At 71.4% G+C, this 24,012-nt stretch carries 15 protein-coding genes; 10 read left to right on the forward strand and 5 right to left on the reverse strand.

What is annotated here, in order from left to right; all coding sequences use genetic code 11:
- Positions 1 to 21: 21 nt before the first annotated feature.
- The 9 genes from F9C12_RS07635 (at position 22) to F9C12_RS07675 (ending at position 7,713) form a co-directional block, all read left to right on the forward strand.
- Positions 22 to 507, forward strand: a complete 486-nt coding sequence (locus tag F9C12_RS07635; protein WP_409181286.1) for a MarR family winged helix-turn-helix transcriptional regulator — start codon at positions 22 to 24, stop codon at positions 505 to 507.
- Between the two features lie 61 nt (positions 508 to 568).
- On the forward strand, positions 569 to 1,489 hold the full coding sequence (locus tag F9C12_RS07640) for a hydroxymethylglutaryl-CoA lyase (protein WP_409465332.1): 921 nt from the start codon (positions 569 to 571) through the stop codon (positions 1,487 to 1,489).
- A 20-nt stretch (positions 1,490 to 1,509) separates the two neighbouring features.
- On the forward strand, positions 1,510 to 2,226 hold the full coding sequence (locus F9C12_RS07645; protein ID WP_409181288.1) for an enoyl-CoA hydratase/isomerase family protein: 717 nt from the start codon (positions 1,510 to 1,512) through the stop codon (positions 2,224 to 2,226).
- On the forward strand, positions 2,223 to 3,413 hold the full coding sequence (locus F9C12_RS07650) for a CaiB/BaiF CoA transferase family protein (RefSeq protein WP_409465333.1): 1,191 nt from the start codon (positions 2,223 to 2,225) through the stop codon (positions 3,411 to 3,413). Before F9C12_RS07645 ends, F9C12_RS07650 begins: the two co-directional genes overlap by 4 nt.
- Positions 3,413 to 4,153 (forward strand): enoyl-CoA hydratase/isomerase family protein, encoded by a 741-nt coding sequence (locus F9C12_RS07655; protein WP_409181290.1) that lies wholly within the window; start codon positions 3,413 to 3,415, stop codon positions 4,151 to 4,153. Before F9C12_RS07650 ends, F9C12_RS07655 begins: the two co-directional genes overlap by 1 nt.
- Complete coding sequence (locus F9C12_RS07660; RefSeq protein WP_409465334.1) at positions 4,150 to 5,721, forward strand: AMP-binding protein; 1,572 nt, start codon at positions 4,150 to 4,152, stop codon at positions 5,719 to 5,721. The genes F9C12_RS07655 and F9C12_RS07660 overlap by 4 nt, the downstream gene beginning before the upstream one ends.
- Positions 5,718 to 6,674, forward strand: a complete 957-nt coding sequence (locus F9C12_RS07665; protein ID WP_409465335.1) for an NAD(P)H-dependent flavin oxidoreductase — start codon at positions 5,718 to 5,720, stop codon at positions 6,672 to 6,674. Before F9C12_RS07660 ends, F9C12_RS07665 begins: the two co-directional genes overlap by 4 nt.
- Positions 6,675 to 6,727: 53 nt before the next feature.
- On the forward strand, positions 6,728 to 7,126 hold the full coding sequence (locus tag F9C12_RS07670; protein WP_409465336.1) for a hypothetical protein: 399 nt from the start codon (positions 6,728 to 6,730) through the stop codon (positions 7,124 to 7,126).
- Entirely contained in the window at positions 7,123 to 7,713 is a 591-nt protein-coding gene (locus tag F9C12_RS07675; protein WP_409465337.1) for an SMI1/KNR4 family protein, read from the forward strand. Before F9C12_RS07670 ends, F9C12_RS07675 begins: the two co-directional genes overlap by 4 nt.
- Here the strand turns inward: F9C12_RS07675 and F9C12_RS07680 are convergent.
- Complete coding sequence (locus tag F9C12_RS07680; RefSeq protein WP_409465338.1) at positions 7,710 to 8,594, reverse strand: SDR family oxidoreductase; 885 nt, start codon at positions 8,592 to 8,594, stop codon at positions 7,710 to 7,712. The genes F9C12_RS07675 and F9C12_RS07680 overlap by 4 nt on opposite strands.
- A gap of 31 nt (positions 8,595 to 8,625) precedes the next feature.
- Positions 8,626 to 10,254: an AMP-binding protein gene (locus F9C12_RS07685; RefSeq protein ID WP_409465339.1), complete on the reverse strand. Its 1,629-nt coding sequence runs from the start codon at positions 10,252 to 10,254 to the stop codon at positions 8,626 to 8,628.
- 223 nt (positions 10,255 to 10,477) lie between these two features.
- Between F9C12_RS07685 and F9C12_RS07690 the strand changes: the two genes are divergently transcribed.
- On the forward strand, positions 10,478 to 11,308 hold the full coding sequence (locus F9C12_RS07690; RefSeq protein WP_409465340.1) for a LuxR C-terminal-related transcriptional regulator: 831 nt from the start codon (positions 10,478 to 10,480) through the stop codon (positions 11,306 to 11,308).
- Between the two features lie 492 nt (positions 11,309 to 11,800).
- On the opposite strand, the gene F9C12_RS07695 is transcribed toward F9C12_RS07690, so the two are convergent.
- Genes F9C12_RS07695 through F9C12_RS07705 form a run of 3 tightly spaced genes read right to left on the reverse strand, consistent with a single transcriptional unit; the run spans position 11,801 to position 24,000 of the window.
- On the reverse strand, positions 11,801 to 12,814 hold the full coding sequence (locus F9C12_RS07695) for a 3-deoxy-7-phosphoheptulonate synthase (RefSeq protein WP_409465341.1): 1,014 nt from the start codon (positions 12,812 to 12,814) through the stop codon (positions 11,801 to 11,803).
- Complete coding sequence (locus tag F9C12_RS07700; RefSeq protein ID WP_409187025.1) at positions 12,815 to 14,125, reverse strand: DHA2 family efflux MFS transporter permease subunit; 1,311 nt, start codon at positions 14,123 to 14,125, stop codon at positions 12,815 to 12,817.
- Positions 14,126 to 14,166: 41 nt separating this feature from the next.
- Positions 14,167 to 24,000, reverse strand: coding sequence for an amino acid adenylation domain-containing protein (locus F9C12_RS07705; RefSeq protein ID WP_409465342.1), 9,834 nt, complete (start codon positions 23,998 to 24,000; stop codon positions 14,167 to 14,169).
- Between the last annotated feature and the right edge of the window lie 12 nt (positions 24,001 to 24,012).

Below are 24,012 nucleotides of genomic sequence, written 5' to 3' on the forward strand. Positions count from 1 at the left end.
CAGCGGCTACGATGTCCGGCCATGGCCGAACGCGCAGACGGACACGACCTGGTCCCCATCTCCGGACTGCTGTCCTACCGGCTCTCGCGCACGTCGTCGGCGATGTCGCGCAGCGCCGCGGTGCGCTACCGGCGCGACTTCGACGTGAGCCTCGGCGAATGGCGCGCGATCGCGCTCATCGCGGCCGACCCGACGCTCACCCTCAACCGGCTCGCCCGCCGCGCCGGACTCGACAAAGCGCAGATGAGCCGCGTCGTCAGCAGGCTCACCGACCGCGGGCTGGTGAACCGCACGGCCGGGTCCGGGCGCACGTCGCAGCTGGCCCTGACCGCCGAGGGCACCCGGGTGTACCGCGGCCTGATCACCGCCGCCAACGAGCGCGACGCGGACTTCCTCGCCGTGCTCACCGCCGAGGAGGCGCGGGTGCTGGACCGCGCGCTGGACAAGCTGGCCGAGCACGCGCTGGCCGTCGAGGAGAGTGAGCGGGCTCACCCGGCCGCCGAGTAGTGTTGACTTTATCAACACCCTCGCGTACTTCTGGACCCACCGACGAGGAGGTGGGCCCAGGATGTCCGACGCCGTCACGCTCTGCGAGTGCTTCGCCCGCGACGGGCTGCAGCACGAGCCGGAGCCCGTGCCGACCGCGACGAAGATCGCGCTGCTGAACTCCTTCGCGCGCACCGGTTTCCGCCGGATCGAGGCGACCAGCTACAGCCATCCCGCGCGGGTGCCCGGGTTCTCCGACGCCTCCGAGGTGCTCGCCGGGATCGACCGCCGCCCCGGCGTCGCGTTCAAGGCGACCTGCCCGAATCCGCGTGCGGTCGAACGCGCGCTCGCCGACCTCGAAGCCGGGCACGGCGCGGAAGAACTGAGCCTGCTGGTGTCGGCGACCGAAGCGCACACCGAACGGAACCTGCGCACCACGCGGGCCGGGCAGTGGGAGCGCGTGACCGAGATGGTCCAGCTCGCCGGCGGTCGGTTTCGCCTGGTCGGAGTGGTTTCGGTGGCGTTCGGCTGTCCGTTCGAGGGCAAGGTCGACCCGGGCCGGGTGGCCGAAGACGTCGCGCGGTTCGCGAACCTCGGCGCGAGCCTGGTGACGTTGGGCGACACGACCGGCGTCGCGACTCCCGGTTCGGTGCGCGCGCTGTACACCCGGCTGTCGCGGGAAAACCCGGACCTGCCGCTGGTCGCACATCTGCACAACACGCGCGGGACCGGGATCGCCAACGCCGTCGCCGCGCTGGAAGCCGGGTGCCGGCATTTCGATTCCGCGATGGGCGGCGTCGGCGGGCATCCGGCGAAGATCGGCTACGGGGCCGGGCTGACCGGCAATGTGTGCACAGAGGACCTGGCCAGCCTGTTCGCCGCGATGGGCGTCGAAACCGGCCTCGATCTCGACCAGCTCGCCGCGGCGTCCGCGGCCTGCGAAGAAGCGCTCGGCCGCCCGCTGTACAGCATGGTCGCCCGCGCCGGCTTCGCGTCCGCCTGACCTTTCTTGGGGAGAAACCTGTGCTGCTGACCGAAAATCACGACGCCGTCCGCGTCCTCACGTTGAACCGGCCGGACAAACTCAACGCATTGGACACCGCGCTCACCCGCGCGCTCGACATCGCGTTGGCCGAAGCCGGGCGGGATCCCAGTGTCCGCGCCGTCGTTTTGACCGGGGCCGGTCGCGGGTTCTGCGCCGGGGCCGATCTGAACGAGTTCTCGTCGCTCACGCCGGACCAGCCGGAGGCCGTTCTCGAACGCGCCGCGCTCACTGCCCGGCTGCAGACGCGCATGCAGCGACTGCCGGTCCCGGTCGTCAGCGCGGTGCGCGGGGCGGCTGTCGGCGGCGGCGCCGGGCTGGCGATCGGGGCGGACCTGGTGGTGGCCGGGTCGGATCTGAAGTTCGGCTATCCCGAGCTGAAGCATTCGATCGTGCCGGCGCTGGTGATGACCGGGCTGGTCCGGCATCTCGGCCGCAAGCTGGCGTTCGAGCTGGTCAGCACCGGGCGGCTGCTCACCGCGGCCGAAGCCTTGTCTTATGGGTTGGTGAACCAGGTGGTCGAGCCTGCCGAGATCGTGCCCGCCGCGCTCGCCGTCGCGCAGCGCTGGGCCGCGGTCGAACCGCGCGCGCTCGCGGCTGCCAAGGACCTTTTCTACCGCGTCGCGGACCTGCCGACGGAGGCTGCGATGCGCGCCGGCCAGGACGTCAACGCCTTGATGCGCGGGTTCCGCTCATGACCGGCCCGCTCGCCGGGATCACGGTGCTGGACCTTTCCCGGGTCCTCGCCGCGCCGCTGGCCACGCAGATCCTCGCCGAACTCGGCGCGACCGTGATCAAGGTCGAACGCCCCGGCTCCGGCGACGAAACCCGCGGCTTCGAACCGCGGTTGCCGCACGGCGAAAGCGCGTACTTCTTCGCCTTCAACCGTGGCAAGCGATCGGTCACTGTGGACTTGAAGGACCCGCGCGGCCGGGATGTGGTCCGGAAACTGGCCGCGCGCGCCGACGTCGTGGTGGAGAACTTCCTGCCCGGCACGCTCGATCGGCTCGGCCTCGGGTACGCCGAACTGTCCGCGGCCCATCCCGGCCTCGTGCTGGTGTCCGCGACCGGCTTCGGCCAGACCGGACCGGACGCGCACCGCAAGGGCTATGACACGGTGTTCCAAGCCTTGTCCGGAGTGATGGCGATGACCGGCGATCCCGCCGGTCCGCCCGCGAAAACCGGGGTGCCGGTGGCGGACCTGACGTCCGGGCTGTGGGTGGTGATCGCCGTGCTGACCGGGCTGGCCGGGCGTTCGTCCGACGGGCGCGGCCGGCATCTCGACGTGGCGATGATGGACGTCCAGCTCAGCCTGCACGCCCTCAACGCCGCGCGGCTGTTCGCGCTCGGCGAGGACCCCGTCCGCACCGGGACCGAACACCCGGGCCGGGTGCCGTCGGCGGCGTTCCAGGCCGGGGACGGCGAATGGCTGCACATCAGCGGCAGCGACCAGCATTGGCAGCCGCTGTGCGCTGTGCTCGGACTGTCCACTTTGGCCGCTGACCCTTCGCTGCGGCACAACGCGGGCCGCGTCGAACACCGCGCGCGCGTGATGAAGGCGCTGCGCGGGGCGATCGCCCAGCACGACCGGGATCAGCTGGTGAAAGAACTGCAGGCAGCTGAGATACCAGCTGGAGCCGTGCGTTCTGTCCGCGAGGCGCTGGCCGATCCGCACGCCGTCGCGCGGGGTGTCGTCGGAGAGTTCACGCATCCCGTCGAAGGCACGTTCCCAGCACTGCGCACGCCGTTGCGCGAGACTGCCGGGGAGGCTCCGGCGCTGGGAACGCCACCGGTGCTCGGAGCGGACACGGACGAGGTGCTGCGCGACCTGGCGGGCCTGTCGGACAACGAGATCGAGGGCCTGCGGGCCGCGGGAGTGCTCTGATGAACGAACGCGTGACGCTGGACGTCACCGACGGAATCGCCCGCGTCGAACTGGCCCGGCCGTCGGCGCGCAATGCCGTGGACCTCGCGATGTGCCACGCGCTGAAGGAAGCCTTCGACGCCGTTGACATCTCAGACGCCCGGGTTGTGCTGCTCAGCGGCGCCGGTCCGGTTTTCTGCGCCGGGGCCGATCTGAAGGAACGGACCGGCAAGGACGCCGCCTGGGTCCGCCGCCGCCGAGTCGCGTCCTTCGCGGCTTATGCGGCCATCGAGGCGTGCCGCTGCCCCGTGGTCGCGTTGGTGCACGGAACCGTCGTCGGGTCCGGGGGCGAGATCACCCTCGCCGCCGACTTCGCCCTCGCCGCCTCGGGCACCGTTTTCCGCTTCCCTGAACCGCATTGGGGCACCGTCGGCGCGACGCAACGGCTTCAGCGAGCCATCGGCAAACGCCGGGCCAAGGAACTGTTGTTCACCAACACGCCGTTGTCCGCTGCCGAAGCCGCGTCGCTCGGCTTGGTCAACCGCGTCGTCCCCGACCTCACCGCCGCCGGAGCCGAGGTGGCCGCCGCCATCGCCGCCGCCCCGCCCGGCGCGATCGCCCTGACCAAACGCGCGGTGGACCTGGGTTCGGAAACCGACTTGGACCGCGGAATCCGGATCGAAATGTCCGCCATCGAACAGAACCTCGCCGACGGCAGCTGGCGCGACGGCGTCGCCCGGTTCACTGGAGAGCCCCGATGACCGACCTGCGCACCGCCTGCCCGCTCACCGTCCAGGACGCCCTCGCCCGGGCCGCGCTCCTGGCCCCCGACGTCGAAGCCGTCGTCACCGCCGACGCCCGGATCACCTACCGGGAACTGGCGCTTCAGGTTTCCCGGGTACGCGGGGCCCTGGCCGCTTCCGGGATCGTCCGGGGTTCGCGAGTCGGGCTCTGCCTGGGCAATACTCCCGAGTGGGTCACGCTTTTCCTGGCCCTGGGTTCGCTGGGCGCGCTCGTCGTCCCGGTGAACACCCGCTTCACCGCGGACGAGGTGCATTACACTTTGTCGCACGCCGGGGTCAGCACTCTGTTCGCCGCCGAGCGCGTCCTGAACGTGAACTTCCCCGAAATGTTCGCCGACGCAGGCATCGAACCCGGCTGCGCTTCCCTTCCGTCGCTGGAACGGGTCATCATCCTGGGCCAAGACAGCTGGACCGATTTCCTGGCCGCCAGTTCTCCCGCCGAACCCGTTGCGACGCCGGACGATCTCCTTCTCGTGCAATACACTTCCGGCACGACTTCGCGGCCCAAAGGCGTCCTGTTGACCCACCGCAGCATGTGCGCCGACGCTTTCTTTTCCGGTGCCCGCATGGGTTTGCGCCCCGGCGACCGATTCCATTCCGCTCGCCCCTTCTTCCACGTCGCCGGAAGCACCCTGTCGGTGTTGTCCTCTTTGCAACACGCCACCACCCTGGTGACGATGCCGAAATTCGAACCAGCGGAAGCGTTGCGACTGCTGGAAGCTGAGCGTTGCACCCACTTCTCCGGCAACGACACCATCGCCCTGCTCCTGCTCAACCACCCCGACCGCCCGCGCCGCCGCCTTTCCCTGCGCGGTGCCTGGGTCGCCGCCTCTCCCACTGTCGTCCGTCGCGTCATCGACGAACTCGGCGCGCGCGAATGCGTTGCCGGGTACGGACTTTCCGAAGCTTCTCCCAACGTCGCCCAATCCGCCTGGTGGGAACCGGAGGAAATCCGCGCCTCGGGAGCCATGGCCCCCGAACCAGGAGTGGAAATCCGCATCCGCGCCTTGGACGACACCCGCGACTGCGCCCCCGGCGAACCCGGTTCGGTGCTGGTCCGGGGATGGAACGTCATGCAAGGCTATCTGGACGACCCCGTGCGCACCGCCGAAACCATCGACGCCGACGGCTGGCTGTCCACCGGAGACGTCGGCCTGCTGGACGATTCGGGCCGGTTCCATTTCACCGGCCGCACCAAGGAAATCATCCGCGTGGGCGGAGAAAATGTCGCCCCCGCGGATGTCGAGGATGTGCTGCACCGGCATCCTTCGGTACGCCAGGCCGCCGTCGTCGGAGTCCCCGACGAACGCTTGATCGAAGTACCCTTCGCCTTTGTCGTCCTGACCTCGCCCGGAATTTCGGAAGAAGACCTGCTTGCGTGGGCGAAAGAGCGTTTGGCAGGCTTCAAAGTCCCGCGATACCTGCGCATTGTGGACGGCTTCGAGTCGATCGGCATGACCGCCAGCGCCAAGGTGCAGAAAACCCGTCTGGCCCGCCATGCCCGGGCTCTGCTGGAGAACTCATGACCCGCCTGCGCACTTCCGTCACCGATTTGCTGGGCGTGGACCTGCCCATCATCCAAGCCGGGATGTCGTGGGCCTCGTCCTCCTCGGCGCTCCCCTTGGCGGTGTCGAACGCCGGAGGTCTGGGTGTCGTCGCCGCCGGGCCGATGCGCTTGCCCGACCTCGCGCGGGTACTGGACGAAATGGCCGCCGGAACCGACCGTCCGTGGGCGGTGAACCTGCCGCTCTACCGCGCTGGCGCCGACGAGGTGATCGACCTCCTGCTCGCGCGCCGCCCTCCCGTGCTGATCGCCTCCCAAGGCGGCCCACGCCGGTATCTCGAGCGATTCCACGCCGTCGGAACCCGATGCCTGCACGTTGTCGCGGGTGTCTCGCATGCGTTGAAGGCCGCTGCCGCCGGTGTCGACGGTTTGGTGGCAGTCGGTGCCGAGGCGGGCGGACATCCGCCGCCCGGGATGGTCACGACGCAGGTTCTGGTCCGTGCCGTGGTCTCCGCCGTGCCTTCGCTCCCCGTGATCGCCTCCGGCGGGGTTGCCGACGGCGCCGGTCTGGCCGCGATGCTGTCCTTGGGCGCCGGTGCAGCCCAATTCGGAACCCGATTCCTGGCGAGTTCCGAGGCGACCGTGCATCCGTCGTACCAGGAGGCAGTTCTCGCCGCCGGAGTCGACGACACGCGGACGGTGGGCCACGGGCTGGGAGTGATCCGGGCGCTGGCGAACGACTTCACCGCGCGAATGGAGGAACTGGAGACTTCCGGCGCGGAGGAGTCTTTGCGGCGCAAGGTTTTTCAGGCTTCCTCGCTGAAGGACGCGGCACTGCACGGCGATGTCGTTACGGGAAAGGTGGAGGCGGGCCAGTCGGCCGGGCTGATCACGGAAGTCCTTCCGGCAGCGGAGATCGTCTCGCGAATCACGAAGGAGTACACGGCGGCGATACGGCGGTTGCCTCGGTTGTGATTGCTCCGTTCAGCGCAATCCCGCCGATGATCGAATTCCGGTAGGCTGCGCAGGTGGGCCGCCTGGTCGAGGAGATCGTCGAAATCACCCGGTGGACCGGGGGCATCCGGCCGGGCCGGGACGGGAGCACCGCCGAACGGGACATCGGCACCGTGCTCCCGGACGACCGCAAGGAATTGTCCTCCCGATTCCCGTCGGGCGCTTTCTGCGACCCGTACGAAGGACTGGAATACCTGGACGGCACCAACTACCGGTTCTTCCCCGCCGAAGGCGGCCTCCTGCCCTGGGGCGGCGACGGACAGGGCGGCATGTTCTGCCGGATCACCGACCCAGCGGACCCCAACCGGCGGCCGGTCGCCTATCGCAGCCGTGACATGGACGAGTGCCGCGAACACCCACCTGGCAGACGGCCGATGGCTGACACCTGCCGAGTACCGGTGAGGATGTCGTGAATCCCCTGCGAAGACACTCGATCGACGAACTCGCCGAGGTTTCCGGCTGGACCGGAGGCATCCGCCAGGGCCGGGAATGGGCCGACGTCGAACAAGCCGTCGGCATCCGCTGCCCGGACGACTGCAAAGCCCTGATGTCCCGCTTCCCGTCCGGCTTCTTCCGCAGCGCAGTGAACTTCAACAACCCCATCGACGCCCGCGTCGACCTGGAGACGTTCGTCCGCGACGACATCCACAGCGTGCTCGAGTCTTTCGACTCCCCCTGGGCCCTGGAAGGCACCGGCTACCGCCTGTTCCCCGAACCCGGCGGCCTCCTCCCCTGGGCCAACGACACCGGCGGCGGCGTGTTCTTCTGGCGGACCAGTTCCGAATACCCCAACCAGTGGCCGGTGGTCTTCTGGGACCGCGGCACGTTCGAGTGGAACGAGCACCCCGGCGGAATGGTCGAGGTCGTCTGGGAAGTCCTTACCCACCCCGGCGAGGACAACATCCTCCGCATGGACCTCGGCTACGAGGAACCGATCCTCCGGGTCCCGTCGGTCCACCTGGGAGACGGCAAGTGGCTGCCCCACGCGGAATACCGCTAACCCCAGCTGTCCGGCTGCCGCCCGTCCACATCGGTCACCCCGTACTCCCTCGCCAGCTCCGCCGAACTCACCGACCGCTGATTCCACCTCTCCCGCCCGGGATCCGCCGCCATCGCCGCCACCCCGCGGCCCACATACCGCGGCGACTCCGACTCCTCGAACCCGGCCGGAGCCCCAGCAGCCAAAGCCGATCGCCAGTTCTCCTCAGTCACCCCGTAAGCGTCGAGCATCATCTCCGACCGCAGCCATCCCGGTGTGACAGCAACAGCGGCACCTCCGTAAGCCGCAAGCTCATGCCCCTGCGAGAAAGCCAGCCGGTTCACCGAAGCCTTGGCCAGGTCGTAAAACACCGATATCCGATAGCGCGCGGCATTGTGCGCCGCAGTCCCGTCGGTCACCTCGACCACCAACCCGCCGGGCTCGCGGATCACCAGCGGCAGCAGGAAATGCGACGTGACGAGATGCGTCTCCACCCCTAGCCGAAGAATCCGCAACCCGGCGTCGAGGTCGTGCTCCCACACCGGCGTGTTCCAGTCCGCCGGGCCGCCCTTGAGCCGTTCCGCACCCCAAATGTCGTTGACCAGCAAGTGAAGCCGCCCGTATTCCGCGCGGACGAAAGCGGCCAGCCGGCGGACGTCATCGTGGTCCAGATGGTCGGCGACAAACGGAATACCAACGCCGCCCAGCTGAGATACCAGCTCAGCGGTCTCTTCGACGGTCTCCGGCCGGTCGTAATCCGAGCGCCGAAGGACCTCGCGGCTGCTGCGGCCGGTGCAGATCACGGTCGCCCCGGACTCGCCGAGCGCGGCGGCGATTCCCCGGCCCGCACCGCGGGTCGCCCCCGCGACGAGGGCGACCCGGCCGTGCAGATCAGGCGGCATCGGGCCAGTGTGGCACCGGCCGCGGGAAAACTCAGCTCGAAGCCGCGCTCAGCTCCCGGCTGCGCAGGGCGAAGCGCTGGATTTTGCCGCTCGGCGTCTTCGGCAGTTCCGCAACGAAGTGGATCCGCCGCGGATACACGTGCGCGGCCAGGCGGGTCTTGACCGTCTGCTTCAGCTCCTCGACCAGCTCGTCCGACCCCTCGACCCCCGGGTTCAGCACCACGTAGGCCACCACCAGCTCGCCGCGCAGTTCGTCCGGCGCGCCGATCACCGCGGCTTCCGCGACGGCCTCGTGCTGCGTCAGCGCGCTTTCCACCTCGAACGGGCCGATCCGGTAGCCCGCCATCAGGATCACGTCGTCGTCGCGGGAGCCGAAGGTCAGGTACCCGTCGCGGTCGCGGGCGGCGATGTCGCCGGTGTAGTACCAGCGGCCGTCGGGGCTGAAGCGTTCCGCGGTCCGCTCGGGGGCGTCGCGGTAGCCGGAAAACGGCATCAGCGGGCTGGCGGAGACGTCGATCGCGACGCGGCCGGTCTCGCCGATTTCCGCGATCTCGTCGCTGCCCGCCTTCAGCACCTCGACGGCGAACCCGGGCAGCGGCCGTCCCATCGACCCGGTCTTGACCGGCGCGATCAGCTGCGGATGCCAGGCGTTGCCGACGACCATGCCGGTTTCGGTCTGGCCGTAGTGGTCGCGCACCGGGCAGCCGAGGACCTCCTCGGCCCAGGTCACGACGTCCGGCGTCAGCGGCTCCCCGGCCGACGAGCAGTGCCGCAGCCGCAGGCCGGAGGGCACCGGCAGGCCCGAGCTGCGCAGCGCCCGGTACACCGTGGGACCGGCGGTGAAGTTGGTGACGCCGAAGCGTTCGAGCACCTGCCAGGTCAGCTCGGGGCTGAACCCGGCGTGCAGCAGGATGCTGCGCCGCCCGGTCGCGAGCGGGCCGAGCAGCGCGAAGTACAGCCCGTACGCCCAGCCCGGGTCGGCGGCGTTCCAGAAGACGTCCTCGTCGGTCTGGTCGAGGCCGAACTCCTGGTAGGAGTGGATCCCGGCGAGCCCGCGCAGCGGCACCGGCACCGCCTTCGGGGTGCCGGTCGTGCCGGAGGTGAAGATCTCGACCAGCGTGCCGTCGCCGCCGACCGCGACCGGGTCGGGCAGCGGGTGCGGTTCGTCCAGCAGCGCGTCGAACGACAGGTCGCCGCCGGACGCTTCGCCGGTCGTCACGATGATCCGCGACGGGTCGGCGGGCAGGTCGTCGCTGGGATCGAGCTTGGCGCGCTGGCCGGCGTCGACCACGACCACGCGCGTCCCGTTGCCGACGATCCGCTGGGCGATCGCGGGCGGCGCGAACGCGGTGAACAGCGGCACGTGGACCGCGCCGAGCCGCCAGATCGCGAGCAGCGCGGTGACCAGTTCGGCGGACTTGCCCATCAGCGTCGCGACCCGGTCGCCGGGACCCACGCCGTGCGCGGCCAGCGCGGCGGCGAACCGCGCGGAGGCGGCCTCGAGCTGGCCGTAGGTGAGGTCGCGGCTGCTGAGGTCGGCCTCGACGAGGGTGAACGCGACGGCGTCGGCCGGATGGCGTCCGCACAGCAACTGAGTCGCGTCCGCGTCCGGCGCGGCATAGGTCTGCAACAGGTCGAACATGGTGCGTTCAGGGCTCACGGGGCTGCTCCACGGTCATCGTCGGCCGGTGTCGGCACATCGTCGCCGCGGGTCAGCCGGTCGGCCACCCCCGAAGAGGGGTAGTCGGCCCGGAGCGCCGGACCGCCTTCCGGAACCGCCCTGACCAGGCGTTTCGCCCCAGGTGCGGCGACAACGGCGGACCGGCTGGGTAGAATCGCACCTCCTGCCGGAGCCTCCGTGCCGCCGAAGTGGGGTGCCTGCCGTGACGAGTGCCGCCGAGACCGCCGCCGAAGTGCGCCGCGCCCTGGCCCGGCTCCGCGGCGCGGCCGGGGTGCCGCTGGCGTTCGGCGGCGAGGTCGCGGACGGCAAGCGGCTGCGGATGACCGAACTGCTCGGCAACACCACCACGTCGCTGCTCGGCCTCGTCGTCGCGGAGGGCAAGGGCCTCGGCGGCCGCGCGATCGGCGTGCGGAAACCAGTGGTGCTGCCGGACTACTACACCAGCGACGCGATCAGCCACCACTTCGACCGGGCCGTCCAGACCGAGGGCGTGCGTTCGGTGATGGCGGTGCCGGTGATCGTGCAGCGAACCGTCCGGGCGGTGCTGTACGGCGCGGTCCGCGAGCACGTCCGCTTCGGCGACCGGTCGGTCACCGCGATGGTCGAGGTGGCCCGGGATCTGGAACAAGAGCTGGCGGTGCGCGCCGAAGTACGCCGGCGGCTGGATCTGCTCGCCCCGGAACCGGAGGCCGCGCCGCCCGGGAAACCGGCCGATCTGCAAGCGATCCGGGAGAGCCACGCGGAGCTTCGCCGGATCGCCGCCGCGGTCGAAGACCCGCAGCTGCGCGCCCGGATCGACGCGGTGTGCCAGTCCCTGACCGGCGACCCGGTCCGCGGTCCGTCTTTGTCGCCGCGCGAATTGGACGTCCTCGAAGGAGCCGCGGCCGGGCAGACCAACGCGGACATCGCCGAGGCGCTCGGCCTGGGCCCGGAAACGGTGAAAAGCTACCTGCGCAACGCGATGCGGAAGCTGGACGCGAAGACCCGCCTGCAGGCGGTCAACGCCGCCCGCCGGGCCAATCTGCTGCCTTAGTCCGGCCCGCCGGGCCAATCTGCCGCCTCAGCCCCGCCCGCCGGACCAACCTGCCACCTCAGCCCCGCCCGCCGGACCAACCTGCCACCTCAGCCCCGCCCGCCGGACCAACCTGCCACCTCAGCCCCGCCCGCCGGACCAACCTGCCACCTCAGCCCCGCCCGCCGGACCAACCTGCCACCTCAGCCCCGCCCGCCGGACCAACCTGCCACCTCAGCCCCGCCCGCCGGACCAACCTGCCACCTCAGCCCCGCCCGCCGGACCAACCTGCCACCTCAGCCCCGCCCGCCGGACCAACCTGCCACCTCAGCCCCGCCCGCCGGACCAACCTGCCACCTCAGCCCCGCCCGCCGGACCAACCTGCCACCTCAGCCCCGCCCGCCGGACCAACCTGCCACCTCAGCCCCGCCCGCCGGGCCAATCTGCTGCCTTAGCCCGGCCCGCGGTCCGTGCGGGCCACCTTCACGCCCCCTGATCCCCTCAGGGTTCCCCTCACCACCCCCGGACCGCCCGCACCGACCTCGCCCGGCTGGCCAGCGCCAGCGACTCCAGCAACGGAACCGTCCGCTCCCATCCGAGACACGGATCCGTCCGGCTCACCGCCCGATCGGCCGGCACCCGCTCCGGATCCTGCGCCCCGTCGCGCAGATACGATTCGATCATCACCCCGGCCACCGCCCCCCCGGCGCGGACCTGGTCCGCCACGTCCGCGATCACCCCCGGCTGCCGGTTGTGGTCCTTCCCGCTGTTCCCGTGCGAGGCGTCGACCACCGCTCTTCGCGGCAGCCCCGCCTCGCCGAGCACCCTCATCGCCTCCGCGACCGACGCCGCGTCGTAATTCGGGACTGGACCACCACGCAGAACGAGATGCGCGTCCGGATTTCCGCTGCTGCGCAAGGTTTTCATCCGCCCGTCCCCGCCGAGGCCGGGGAACGCGTGCGCCGCCCCGGCCGCGCGGATCGCGTCCACCGCCGGTCCCAGCCGTCCGGACACGCAGTTCTTCATCCCGACCGGCATCGGCAGCCACGACGCCAGCTGCCGGTGCGGCTGGCTGGCCACCGTCCGCGCCCCGATCGCGCCCCAGCTCACCGTGTCCGCGACATACGGCGCCAGCACCGGGTCCACGAACTCGTACGCCAGCGGCAGCCCGGTCGCCGCCGCGTCGAGCAGGAACTGCCGCCCCAGCCGGACCCCGGCGGCGAGATCGCCCTTGCCGTCCAGCGTCGGGTCCGGCAGGAACCCGGTCCATCCGGTCACCGACCGCGGTTTCTCCAGATATGCCCGCAACACCACCACCAGATCGTCGGCGTACCGAGCTGACATGCCAGCGAGCAGCTCCGCGTATTCCAGCGCCGCCGCGGGATCGTGCACCGAGCACGGCCCCACGATCACCAGCAGCCGCGGATCGCGCCGGGCCAGCACCGCCGAGACCGTTTCGCGGTGCCGCGCGACATCCGGCGCGGCTCCCGCGGTCACCTCCACCGGGCTGGGCAACGTGTCCTGCATCTACCGGCTCCTTTCCTTCGGCAGCTTCGCCGCCCCGGCAGCCGCCGCCACGACCAGTCCGAGCACCCACCAGAACGTGTCCGCGAAGGCCGCCGCGACGTCCACGCCCCGCACGGCCAACCGGTTCTGCAAGATCAGCGCGAGCACCGCGGTCCCGACCGAACCGCCCAAGGTGTTCAGCAAATTCAACGCGCCAGCCGCTTTCGGCAGCTGCGTTTTCTCCAGGCTGCGATAAACGAGCGCGAGCACCGGCGCGCTGATCATCGCCGCGCCGAATCCCCGCAGCACCAGGGAAATGACCAGCACGACTTCCGGAAGTTCCGGCCCCAGCTGAGTGAACGCCGCGGTGCCGAGCGCGACCAATCCGATTCCGGACAGCACCAGCGTCCGCGGAGCCATCCTGTCCACCAGGCGATGCACCAGCACCGACCCCGCAGCAGCGCCAATTCCCTGGGGCACCAACAACAATCCGGTGTCCCACGCGCCCAATCCGGCCCCGCGCCGCAAATACAACGGCAGCAAAAACATCGTGCCGAACACCGAAGCCCCCAGCACGACCAACGCCAATGCCGCGGCACCGAATGGCGGCCGGGCGAACAATCGCGGGTCTAGCAATGGCGCCCGCACCCGCAACCCGTGCCGGACAAATGCGGCCAGCATCAGCAAACCCGCCACGACAGCCGCCGTGGAAAGCAGCTTCGGATATCCGTCAGCGAACCCGGTGAGGCCGAACACCACCGCGGCCAGTCCCGGGGAAAGCAATGCGGCGCCCCGGAAATCGAACGGCTCACGCGGGTCAGCCGGCTGGTCCGCGGCGACATACCGCAGACCGAGCAGGACCGCGATCACCCCGACCGGCAGGTTGACGTAGAACAGCCAGGGCCAGTCCGCGACGCTGAGGATCGCCCCGCTCGCCAGCGGTCCCAGCACCGGCGACAGCAACGGCACCACGCCGACCACGCTGATCAGCCGCCCGATCCGCTCCGGCCCGGCCGCCCGCGCCAGCAGCGCCTGTCCCGTCGGCGGCAGCAACCCTCCCGCCAGCCCCTGCAGCACGCGGAACGCGACCAGCATCGGCAACGAACTCGCCAGCCCGCACAGCAGCGACGCCGCCACGAACACGACCACCGCGGCCAGCCAGGTCCGCCGTCCGCCGAACCGCGCGGCGAGCCAGCCGGACGCGGGCACCGCGGCCACCACCGCGAGCAGATACGCCGTGGTGACCCACTGGACCTCGGCGACGGACGCGGCGAACCGCTCCGCCAGTGTCTCCACGCCGACCGAGACGATCGTGCTGTCGAGCGTCGCCATGAACGTGCCCAGCACGAGCACGAACGCGGTCCGCCACAGGTTCAGCGCAGCCACTCGCCCGCGTCCTCGTCCAGCCGCGAGGGAAGCTCGGCCAGGAACCGCAGCAGGTCCGCGACCAGCGACCGGGCCTCCGCCGCCGACAGAATCCCGGACTGGTAACCGAATACGCCGGACCAGCCGCCGGCGAGTTCGGGCACCACGGTGACCGTCATCGGATAGTGCGTGCGTTCGCGGAACCGGGTCCCGGTGATCTCCAGCCCCGGGACCGGTTCCCGCATCTTCGCCGGGTCCACCGGATAGTTCTCGAACACGACGAGACTGTCGAACAGCCGGTCCTGGCCGGTCAGCGCGGCCAGTTCGGCGAGACCGACGTGCTGGTGCGCGAGCAGTTCCTGGTGCCGCGCCTGGGTTCGCGCCAGCGTCTCCCCCACGGTTCCGGCGAACCGCACCCGCACCGGAACCGGGTTGGCGAGCAAGCCGAGGATCTCCTCGACACCGTCCACTTCGGACGTCCGCCCGGAAACCATTGCCCCGAAGGCGACATCGGCGACCCCGGCCCGAGCCGCGAGCACCGCCGCCCACGCACCCTGCAGCAACGTTCCCGCGGTGACCCCGTGTTCGGCACCGGCTCGAGTCAACGAAGCGACCAGTGAAGCGTCCACAGTGAACAGTTCCGGCTCGGCTGCCGCAGGCGGTCCGCTCAGCAGCTTCCGCGGGGGCAGGCCAGCCAGTTCCGTCCGCCACGCATGCCCGGTCACCGCGTGGTCCCGCGCCGCGAGCCAGCGCGTGTACCGCGACACCGGCACCGCTTCCGGCAGCGACTCGCCGGAGTACCCGGCGAACAACTCGGCCAGGATCCGCGGCGCCGACCAGCCGTCGGACAGCAGGTGATGGCTGGTGAGCACGAGTTCGTGCCGCTCCGGGCCGTGGCGGAGCACGGTGACCCGCAGCAACGGTCCCGCGCCGAGGTCGAACGGCTCGGCGAGGTCTTCCGCGAGCAACCGTTCGACGTCCCCGGAGCGCACGCGGAACCCGACCTGTGGCTCGGCCGGCAGCACCTGTACCTCGTGCCCGGCCGGGAAAACCGCGCCCAGGTTCGGATGCCGCCGCACCAACGCGTTCGCCGCAGCCTCCAGCGCGGCCAGATCCAGCGCTCCAGCCAGCGAAAACGCCGCCTGCACCGGGTACGGATCCTCGCTCGCGGCCCGCGATTCGCGCAGGATCAGCTCCTGCAGCGGCGTCAGCGGCAGCAGTTCGCCGGCCGGCACCGCGTCCGCCAGCGCAGCGAGTTCCGCCTGGAACGCCGCACCCAACGCCGCGATCTCCTCCGCACTGAACTCCGAAGACGGCCAGGTGAACCGAGCCGCCAGCCGGTCGTCGCGCACCATCGCGTTCACCATCAGCGCGTGCGCGAGCGGTGCGCCGGCCGAGCCGAGCGGATCGGCGTCCGGCGGCCGCTGCCACGGCGTCTCCGCTTGCGGCGCCGCTTCGAACCGGCCGAGGTAGTTCCAGCTGACGTCCGCACCGGTCGACGTACCGCCGAGGATGCCGAACCCGAGCCCGTCGCCAGCGGCGCGGAGCTGATCGCGGACCGCGGCGATGGCCGTCTCGTCGGAAGGCGGCGTGATCCGGGCCGGGTACATCGCGGTGAACCAGCCGACCGTGCGGGACAGGTCGACGGCCCCGGCGAAGTCCGGCGCGTGGTCCGGACGGCCGTGGCTTTCCAAGGCGACGAGCAGCTCCGAACCGCGCCAAGCCCGGTAAGCGCGCGCGAACGCGGTGAGCAGCACGGCGTCCGGGCCGGTCCGGTACGCGCCCGGCAACGTCGTCAGCACCGCCTGGGTGATCTCCTCCGACACCTCGATCTCGTGGTGCCGCGCCGCCCCGCCGACCGGCCGAGCCGAAGCCGCGATCCGTTGCCAGTGCGCGCTTTCCACCTGCCGCGCGGGCTTGGCCGCGACCAGCGCGCGGGCCCAGCCGAGGAACGACGGCCCGCGCTCCGGCAGCTGGCGGCCGAGATAGGCCTGCTCAAGGTCGTCGAGGAGGATCCGCCACGACACCGCGTCCACCACGAGGTGGTGCGCGACGAGCGCGAGCCGCCCCGGGCGCGCGGGCCCGGCGTCCACCCACACCGCACGCAGCATCGGCCCCTTCCGCGGGTCCATGGCGGACCGGACCGCGGCGATCTCGTCGTCCAGCAGCGCCCGCAGGTCCGCGTCCTCGCTGGCCGGAACGACCATCAGCACGTCCGCCCCGGTCACCGCGCCCGGTTCCGGGACGCGCAGCACGTCGCCGGCCAGGTGTGAACGCAGCACGTCGTGCCGTTCGAGGACCGCGTCGAGCGCGGCCCGCCATCGCGGTACGTCGCCCCCGGACGGCACGCACACCTCGACCCACTGGCAGAACCCGTCGGCCGCCGAGCCAGCGCGTTCCAGCAGGTCACGCATGACCGGCGTCAGCGGCGCGTCGCCGACCGCCGGGGTGAGATCCGGCGACACCGCCACGGTCTGCTCGCCGCAGCGCGCCGCGATCCCGGCGATCGTGCCGCCCTCGAAAACGTCCCGCGCGGTCAGGTGCAGGCCCGCGCGCCGAGCGCGCGCGACCAGCCGAAGCGAGGCGATGCTGTCGCCGCCAGCGTCGAGGAACCCGTCGTCGATCGTGACGTCCGGGCCGAGCAGTTCGCGAACCACTTCCAGCAGCACGGTTTCCGCTTCCGTCGCCGGTTGCCGGGCCGCGGCGACGTTGCGCGGACCGGGCGCGGGCAGCGCGGCCCGGTCGAGCTTGCCGCTCGGCCCGAGCGGCAGCCGCTCCAGCGAAAGCACCGCGGACGGCACCATGTGCGCGGGCAGTTCGGCCGCCAGGTGCTCGCGCAGCGCGGCCGGATCGGGGTCCGCGCCGTCGGCGGGCACGACGTACCCGACGAGCCGCCGGTCCCCCGGCCGGTCCTCGCGCACGAGCACGACGGCGGCCCGCACGTCCGGATGCCGCGCCAGCGCCGACTCGATCTCGCCCGGCTCGATCCGGAACCCGCGCAGTTTGACCTGGTGGTCGGCGCGGCCGAGGAACACCAGCTGCCCGTCCGGCCGCCAGCGCACCAGGTCGCCGGTGCGGTACATCCGCTCGCCGGGCGCGCCGAACGGATCGGCCACGAACCGCTCCGCGGTCTGCCCCGGCCGGTTCACGTACCCGCGCGCGAGCTTCGGCCCGGCGAGGTACAGCTCGCCGGTGACGCCGGTCCCGACCGGCCGCAGCCCGGCGTCCAGCACATACGCCCGCACCTGCGGGTCCGGCCTGCCGATCGGCAGCGGGCCGGGGTCGTCGGCGGAGTACACCCAGGTGACGGAGTTGATCGTGACCTCGGTCGGGCCGTAGGCGTTGAACAGCGCCCGCCTGCCGCCCCAGCGGTGCGCCAGCTCCGGGTCGAGCCGTTCGGCGCCGACCACGAAGAACACCTCCGGGTCCACGGTCGCGTCGTCCGGCATCGCGGAGAGGAACGAGGGCAGCAGGTTCAGCCCGGTGACCCGGTGCTCGGCGGCGTAGGCGAGCAGGTCGTCGCCGGACCCGCGGACCTCCTCCGGCGCGATCACCGAGGTGCCGCCGGACAGCAGCGGCAGGAAGAACTGCCAGTACGACACGTCGAAACTCGTGGACGCGAAGTGCAGGTACCGCTCGCCGTGCCGGATGCCGACGATGTCCTCCTGCAGCGCGACCAGGCTCGGAATGCCGCGATGGGCGATCGCGACGCCCTTGGGCTTTCCGGTGGTCCCGGACGTGTAGATCACATACGCCAGCTCGTCCGGATCCGGGACCACATCGTCCCAAGTGGACGGTCCGCTCAGGACCTTCGGGTCGATGACCGGAATGCCGAAGCCGGGGTCCGAAGTGGACACCACCGCGGCTGGCGCACTGTCTTTCACCAGATGCGCCAAGCGTTCCGCCGGGTACGTCGGATCCATCGGCACGTGCACCGCGCCAGCTTTGAGTACGCCGAACAGCGCGACCACGAGGTCGACGTCGCGTTCCAGCAGCACCGCGACCGGGTCCTGCTCCCGCACCCCGGCCGCGCGCAAGGCGTGCGCGAGCTGGTTCGCCTTCCGGTCCAGTTCCGCGTAAGTCAGGCGGCGATCCCGGCACACGACAGCTTCGGCGTCCGGAGTTTCCCGCACCCAGCGGGCGAATTCCTCCAGGCAGGTACCGGCCTCCCGCCGCGGTGCAGGCCCGATGCCCTGCCGCAGGAGAGCGGCTTCCTCATCGGCGCCAAGGGAACGCAGCCGAGCGACCGGTTGCTGCGGGTTGGCGACGATCTCGCGCAGCAGCGTCGTCAGCCAGCGGCCGTACGCCCGCACGGTCGGTTCGTCGAAGGCCTGCGGCTGGTAGCCGAGTCCGATCGAGATCTCGTCGCCGGGCAGCACGATCACGGTCAGCGGATAGTGCGTCGCGTCGGTGATGTCGACGCCGGCGAGGTCGAGCCCGGGCGCGAGCGGTTCGCGTTCCCGGCTGGAGAGCGGGAAGTTCTCCATCACCAGCATCGTGTCGAACAGTTCGCCGACGCCCGCCGCGCGCTGGATGTCCGGCAGGCCGAGGTGGTGGTGGTCGGTGAGCCGCGCGTTCTCGTCCTGCACGCGCGCCAGCACCGCCGCGGCCGGATCGGACGGCGCGAACGCCACGCGCACCGGGATGGTGGTGCCGAGCTGGCCGATCATCGCTTCCACGCCGGGGACGTCGGACGGACGGCCGGACACCGGGCAGCCGAACACCACGTCCTGGCGTCCGGTGAGCCGCGCCAGCAGGACGCCCCACGCGGTCTGGAACACCGCCGTCGCCGTCACGCCGCGTTCCCGCGCGAAGACGCGCAGCTGTTCGCTGAACTCCGCGCCGAGGCCGACCCAGATCCGTTGTGGACGGTCCGAAGAGGACTCCGCGGTCGCCGGGGCGAGCCGCGTTCCTTCTTCCAGGCCGGCCAGCGCGGCCTGCCAGGCCTCGACCGCCGCGTCGTGCTCGCGGGCGGCCAGCACCCGGTGGTACTCGGCCAATGGCGGCGCGACCGGAGCGGCCGGCCCGCCGTCCAGCTCGGCGTAAGTGGCCAGCAGCGCGCGGCCGACGAGCGGCATCGACCAGCCGTCGAGCAGCGCGTGATGGAGGGTCAGGACCAGCCGGTGTTCGGCCGGGCCGAGGGTGAGCAGCAGGAACCGGATCAGCGGCGGCGCCGCCGGGTCGAACGGCCGGGCCAGCTCGGCCGCGCATTCGTCGTCGGCGCTCTCCGGATGTTCGACGTGCCGCCAGTCCAGGTGCACCTCAGCAGGCACGACCTGCACGACCTCGCCCGCCGCTGTGGTGTGCAGGTGGACGCGCAATGCCGGATGCCGGCGCAGCAGTTCTTCGGCGGCGGCTCGCATCCGCTCCGGATCGAGCTTTCCCTCCAGCCGGGTCACCGCCTGCACGGTGTAGACGTCCGGGCCACCGCTGGTCAGCGTGTGGAACGACAATCCGGCCTGCAGCGGCGTAGCGGGCAGGACGTCGGCGATGGGACCCTGCTGTTCGAGGGCGTCGATGTCGTCCTGGCTAAGCGTGACCAGCGGAAGGTCCGACGGGGTGAGCCCGCCGGTGGTCTCCCGCGCGTGCTTGGTGAGCGCGCCGAGCGCCGCCGCCCAGGCTTCCTGCAAACGTTCGACTTCTTCCGGCGGCAGCACCCGGCTGGCGGCGGTCCATTCGACGGCGATCCGCGGCGCGCCTTCCTCGCGGACGAAGCAGTTCAGCGCCAGAACCTGCTCCAGCGCCTTCGCGGGCGGCTCGATTACGGCGAACGGGTCCTCGTCCGGAAGCTGCCAGCCGCCGGGCAGCGGAGTGAACCGGCCGAGGTAGTTGAGCAGGACGTCCGGCATCTCCGGGGCGAACTCGGCACCCGGGTCCAGGTACCGGAGGACGCCGAAGCCGATCCCGCCGTCCGGCACCGCGCGCCGGGCTTCCTTGACCGCGCGCAGCAAGCGATCGAGAGTGTCCACGCCGGACAGTCCGATGCGGACTGGATATTCGGCGGTGAACCAGCCGACCGTGCGGGCGAGATCCAGGCCTTCGCGGCCGTGGCCCTCCATCGTGACCGTGATCGAGTCTTCCTCGCCGCGCAGCGTCAGCACGAGCGCGGCGAGCAACACCTCGTCCACACCCGCGCGATAAGCCGCGGGCAGCGCCGTGAGGATCGCGGTGCTTTCCTCTTCGCTGGCAACGGTGACCGAACGATGCGCGGTGGCCACGGTGTCGCGCGCCGGGTCGAGCTTGCTCTTCCGCGTCGACCGCCAGTAGTCGAGTTCGCCGCGCCGCGCACCACTCTTGCCCTGTTCGGCGAGCGCCAAGGCATGCCGGCGCCAGGAATTGCGCACGGGTTCGAGCACCCCGCCCTCGCACGCCGTCTGCAGATCAGGCAGCAGGATGCGCCAGGAAACCCCGTCGATCGCCAGATGGTGCACGACGATCACCACCTGGTCGCCCACCCGCGCGACCCGCAGCATCGCCCCGGCGCGCGGGTCCAATTCGGACGCCAGCCGCTCCGCCACCTCGGCCGGGTCCCCCGTCGCCTCGATGACCGACGCTTCGACGGATCCCCGCGGCCGGATCGTCACCGTGCCATCGGGTTCGACGCGAAGCCGCAACACGTCGTGGTGGTCGAGAATCTTCTGGACCCCGGCGAGAAGCCCCGGCACCGGACCGTCCACTCGCAGCACTGTCCACTGTGCATAACCGACAAGGGCGGCCGGATCGGGATTCAGCTCGAACAACGTCCGCACAATCGGCGGTGCCGGAACCTCGCCGACTGGCTCGTCCGGCGCACTGTCCGGTTCGGACAGTTCCCGGCTCGCCGCCGCCAACGCCGCGAAACTGCGCCGCGCCAGCAGATCCCGCGGCCGGAGATCCAGTCCGTGCGCCCGCAACCGGCTGCTGACACTGATCGCGGTGATGCTGTCGCCGCCGAGGGCGAAGAAATCGTCGTCGACCGCGACCCGCTCCACGCCGATCACCTCGGCGATCGCGGCGCACAGCACCCGTTCCCGCTCGGTCCGCGGCTCCCGTCCGCCCTCGGCCGCCGCGGGCGCCGGTAACGCGGCCCGGTCGAGTTTTCCGTTGCTGGTCACCGGAAGTTCGTCCAGCACCACGACCGCCGCCGGGACCATCGCCTCCGGCAACCGCTCCGCGAGAGCCGCCCGGACGTCTTCCGGCGCCAGCCCCGAGCCGACGACATACCCGACCAACCGCGGTCCGCGCACCGCCGCCGCGGCGGCCCGCACGCCGGGAACCGCGCCGAGCGCGCTCTCGACCTCGCCCAATTCCACCCGGTGGCCGCGAATCTTGACCTGCCCGTCGCGCCGCCCCAGATACTCCAGCCCACGGCCGGGAACCCAGCGCACGACGTCGCCGGTGCGGTACATCCGCTCCCCCGGCGGCCCGAACGGATCGGCGACGAACCGCTCCGCAGTCCCGCCCGGACGGCCGAGGTAACCGCGCGCCAGATGCGGCCCGGCGAGGTACAGCTCCCCGCGACTGCCCGGCAGCACCGGCCGCAGCGCCGCGTCGAGCACGTACGCCCGTGTGCCGGGCACGGCGAACCCGATCACCGGTTCGTCCCCGGTGATCGGCGCGCTGGCACCGTCCACAGTGGTCTCAGTCGGACCGTAAATGTTGCGTGCGCGGATCCCGGACGAAGCGACCCGCTGCCACAGCGCCGGAGGAGTCGCCTCGCCGCCGAGCACCAGCAACGCCGGATCGAGCGATCCCGCGTCCAGCAACGGAGCCGCCATCGACGGCGTGGTGTCGATGACGTCGATCCGGTCGCGCACGAAGGCGGCGTGCAGCGCGTCGACGTCACGCGCGGTTTCCGTGTCGTAGACGTGCAATTCGTGCCCGCACAGCATCCACAGCAGCTGCTCGATCGCCGAGTCGAAGGCGAACGAATACGTGTGCGCCACGCGGAGCCGCCGCCCCTGCGCGGTCTCGGCGACGGTGGTCGCGCGGTGGTTCCGCAGCAACGTCTCCAGCCCGCCGGACCGGACCAGCACTCCCTTGGGCTGCCCGGTGGAACCCGAGGTGAAGATGACGTACGCGAGGTGTTCCGGATGGCGGTCCACATCGGACAGTTCCGCCGCCGGATACCCGGCGATCTCGTTCCGCACCGCCGGATCGTCCAGCCGGAGCTGCGGAACCCCCGGCAAAGCGGCCGAATCCGTCACCGCGAGCTTCGGGTTCACCTCGGCGACCAGCGAGCGCAACCGTTCCGCCGGATGCGCCAAGTCCAGCGGCAGGAACGCGGCCCCCGCGTCGAGAACCGCCAGCAGCGCCACCACCAAATCGGCCGACCGGGGCAACGCCAGCGCCACCACGTCGTCCGCGCCGACGCCCCGCGCCCGCAACGCCCGCGCCAGCCGGTGCACCCGCGCCCGGACCTCATCGCCGGTGAGCCGCTCGTCCCCGCACACCAGCGCGGTCTGCCCGCCGAGCCCGTCCAGGAGCCCTTCTTCCGGCGAGACGACGGCGGGAGTCGACCATTCGGCCAGCAAGGCCTCGACGTCCGGCACCAGATCCACCCCGCCGACCACCGGCGCGTCCGCCCCGGTGAACGCGGAGATCAACGCCTTCAACGCGGCGAGCTGCGCGTCGACGCCAGCCTGATCCTGCGACCGAGCGTCGACCTCGAAACCCAGCAACAGCCCGCCGCCGGCCGTCGGCAGCACGCTGAGCCCCATGTCCTCCGGCGGTCCGCCCGCGACGTTCCGCATCGTCCCGCGCGCCTCGCCGAACGCCAGCTCCAGATCGAACGCCTTGAGGTTGATCCCGCGTCCGTGCAGCAACGCGCCCGCGCCGGGCACCGCCAGATCCTGCGGCAGGTTCTCCCCGCGGTACCGCTGGTGCGCGCGCATTTCCCGCAACGCCTGCGCGACCCGCGCGGTCAGCTCCTCCGGCCGGTCGCCCGGCTGCACGCGCACCCGCAACGGCAGCACGTTGACCGCCATCGCCGGAGTCCGCAATGCCGCGCCCACCCGGCACATCAACGGCACCGCGAACACGACGTCCGCCGTCCCGAGCACCCGGTGCAGGAGCGCCGCGTAACACGCGATCAGCGCGTCACCCCAGGTCGTCCCGGCGCGTTTCCCCAGTTCGCCCAGCGCGGCGACCTCGTCCGCGGCGAGTTCGGCACGTGCGGTGAACGTCGCTTCCGGCAGCCCGGCCGCGCTGGCGTCCTCGGCCAGCTCCGGCATCGGCGTGAACCGGTCGCACCAGTACGCGCGGTCCTTCGCGAACCGTTCGCTCATCCGGTACTCGCGGTCGGCTTCGACCAGATCGGCGAACCGGCCGAACGTCGACGGCGGCGCCTCTTCGCCCCGCACCGCGGCGGTGTACCGGGCAGCGGTGCGCCGGGCGAGCATCGCCGCGGTGTAGCCGTCGAACACCAGATGGTGGCCGAGCTGGGTGAACCAGACTTCGGTGTCGGAAAGCCGGAGGATCAGGTGCGAGAACAACGCCCGGTCCAGCATCCCGCGACACGCCTCGGCCGCCCGCCGCCGCTCCGCCGCGACCCGGGCGTGCGCGGCCGCCCGCGGATCCGCTTCCCCTCGCAGGTCAGCGACTTCCGGCAGCGGAACCGGATCGGCGGACACGACCTGCCGCGGCCCGTCCGGGGTGTCGAGCACCCGCAGCCGCAGGCTTTCGGCCTCCTCGGCGGTCGCCCGGATCGCCTCGGCGAGCGCAGCGAGATCGACCGGTGCGCCGCCGGAAATCTCGATCACGTCGCCGACCAGGTAGTACGGCGAATCCGGTTCCAGCCGCTGCGCGTTCCAGATGCCCAGCTGGGCGCTGGTCAGCTCGAGGGTGGCGAGTGCGGTGCTCAACGGGGACTCCTG

Source organism: Amycolatopsis sp. GA6-003, from assembly GCF_046267895.1.
GTDB lineage: Bacteria > Actinomycetota > Actinomycetes > Mycobacteriales > Pseudonocardiaceae > Amycolatopsis.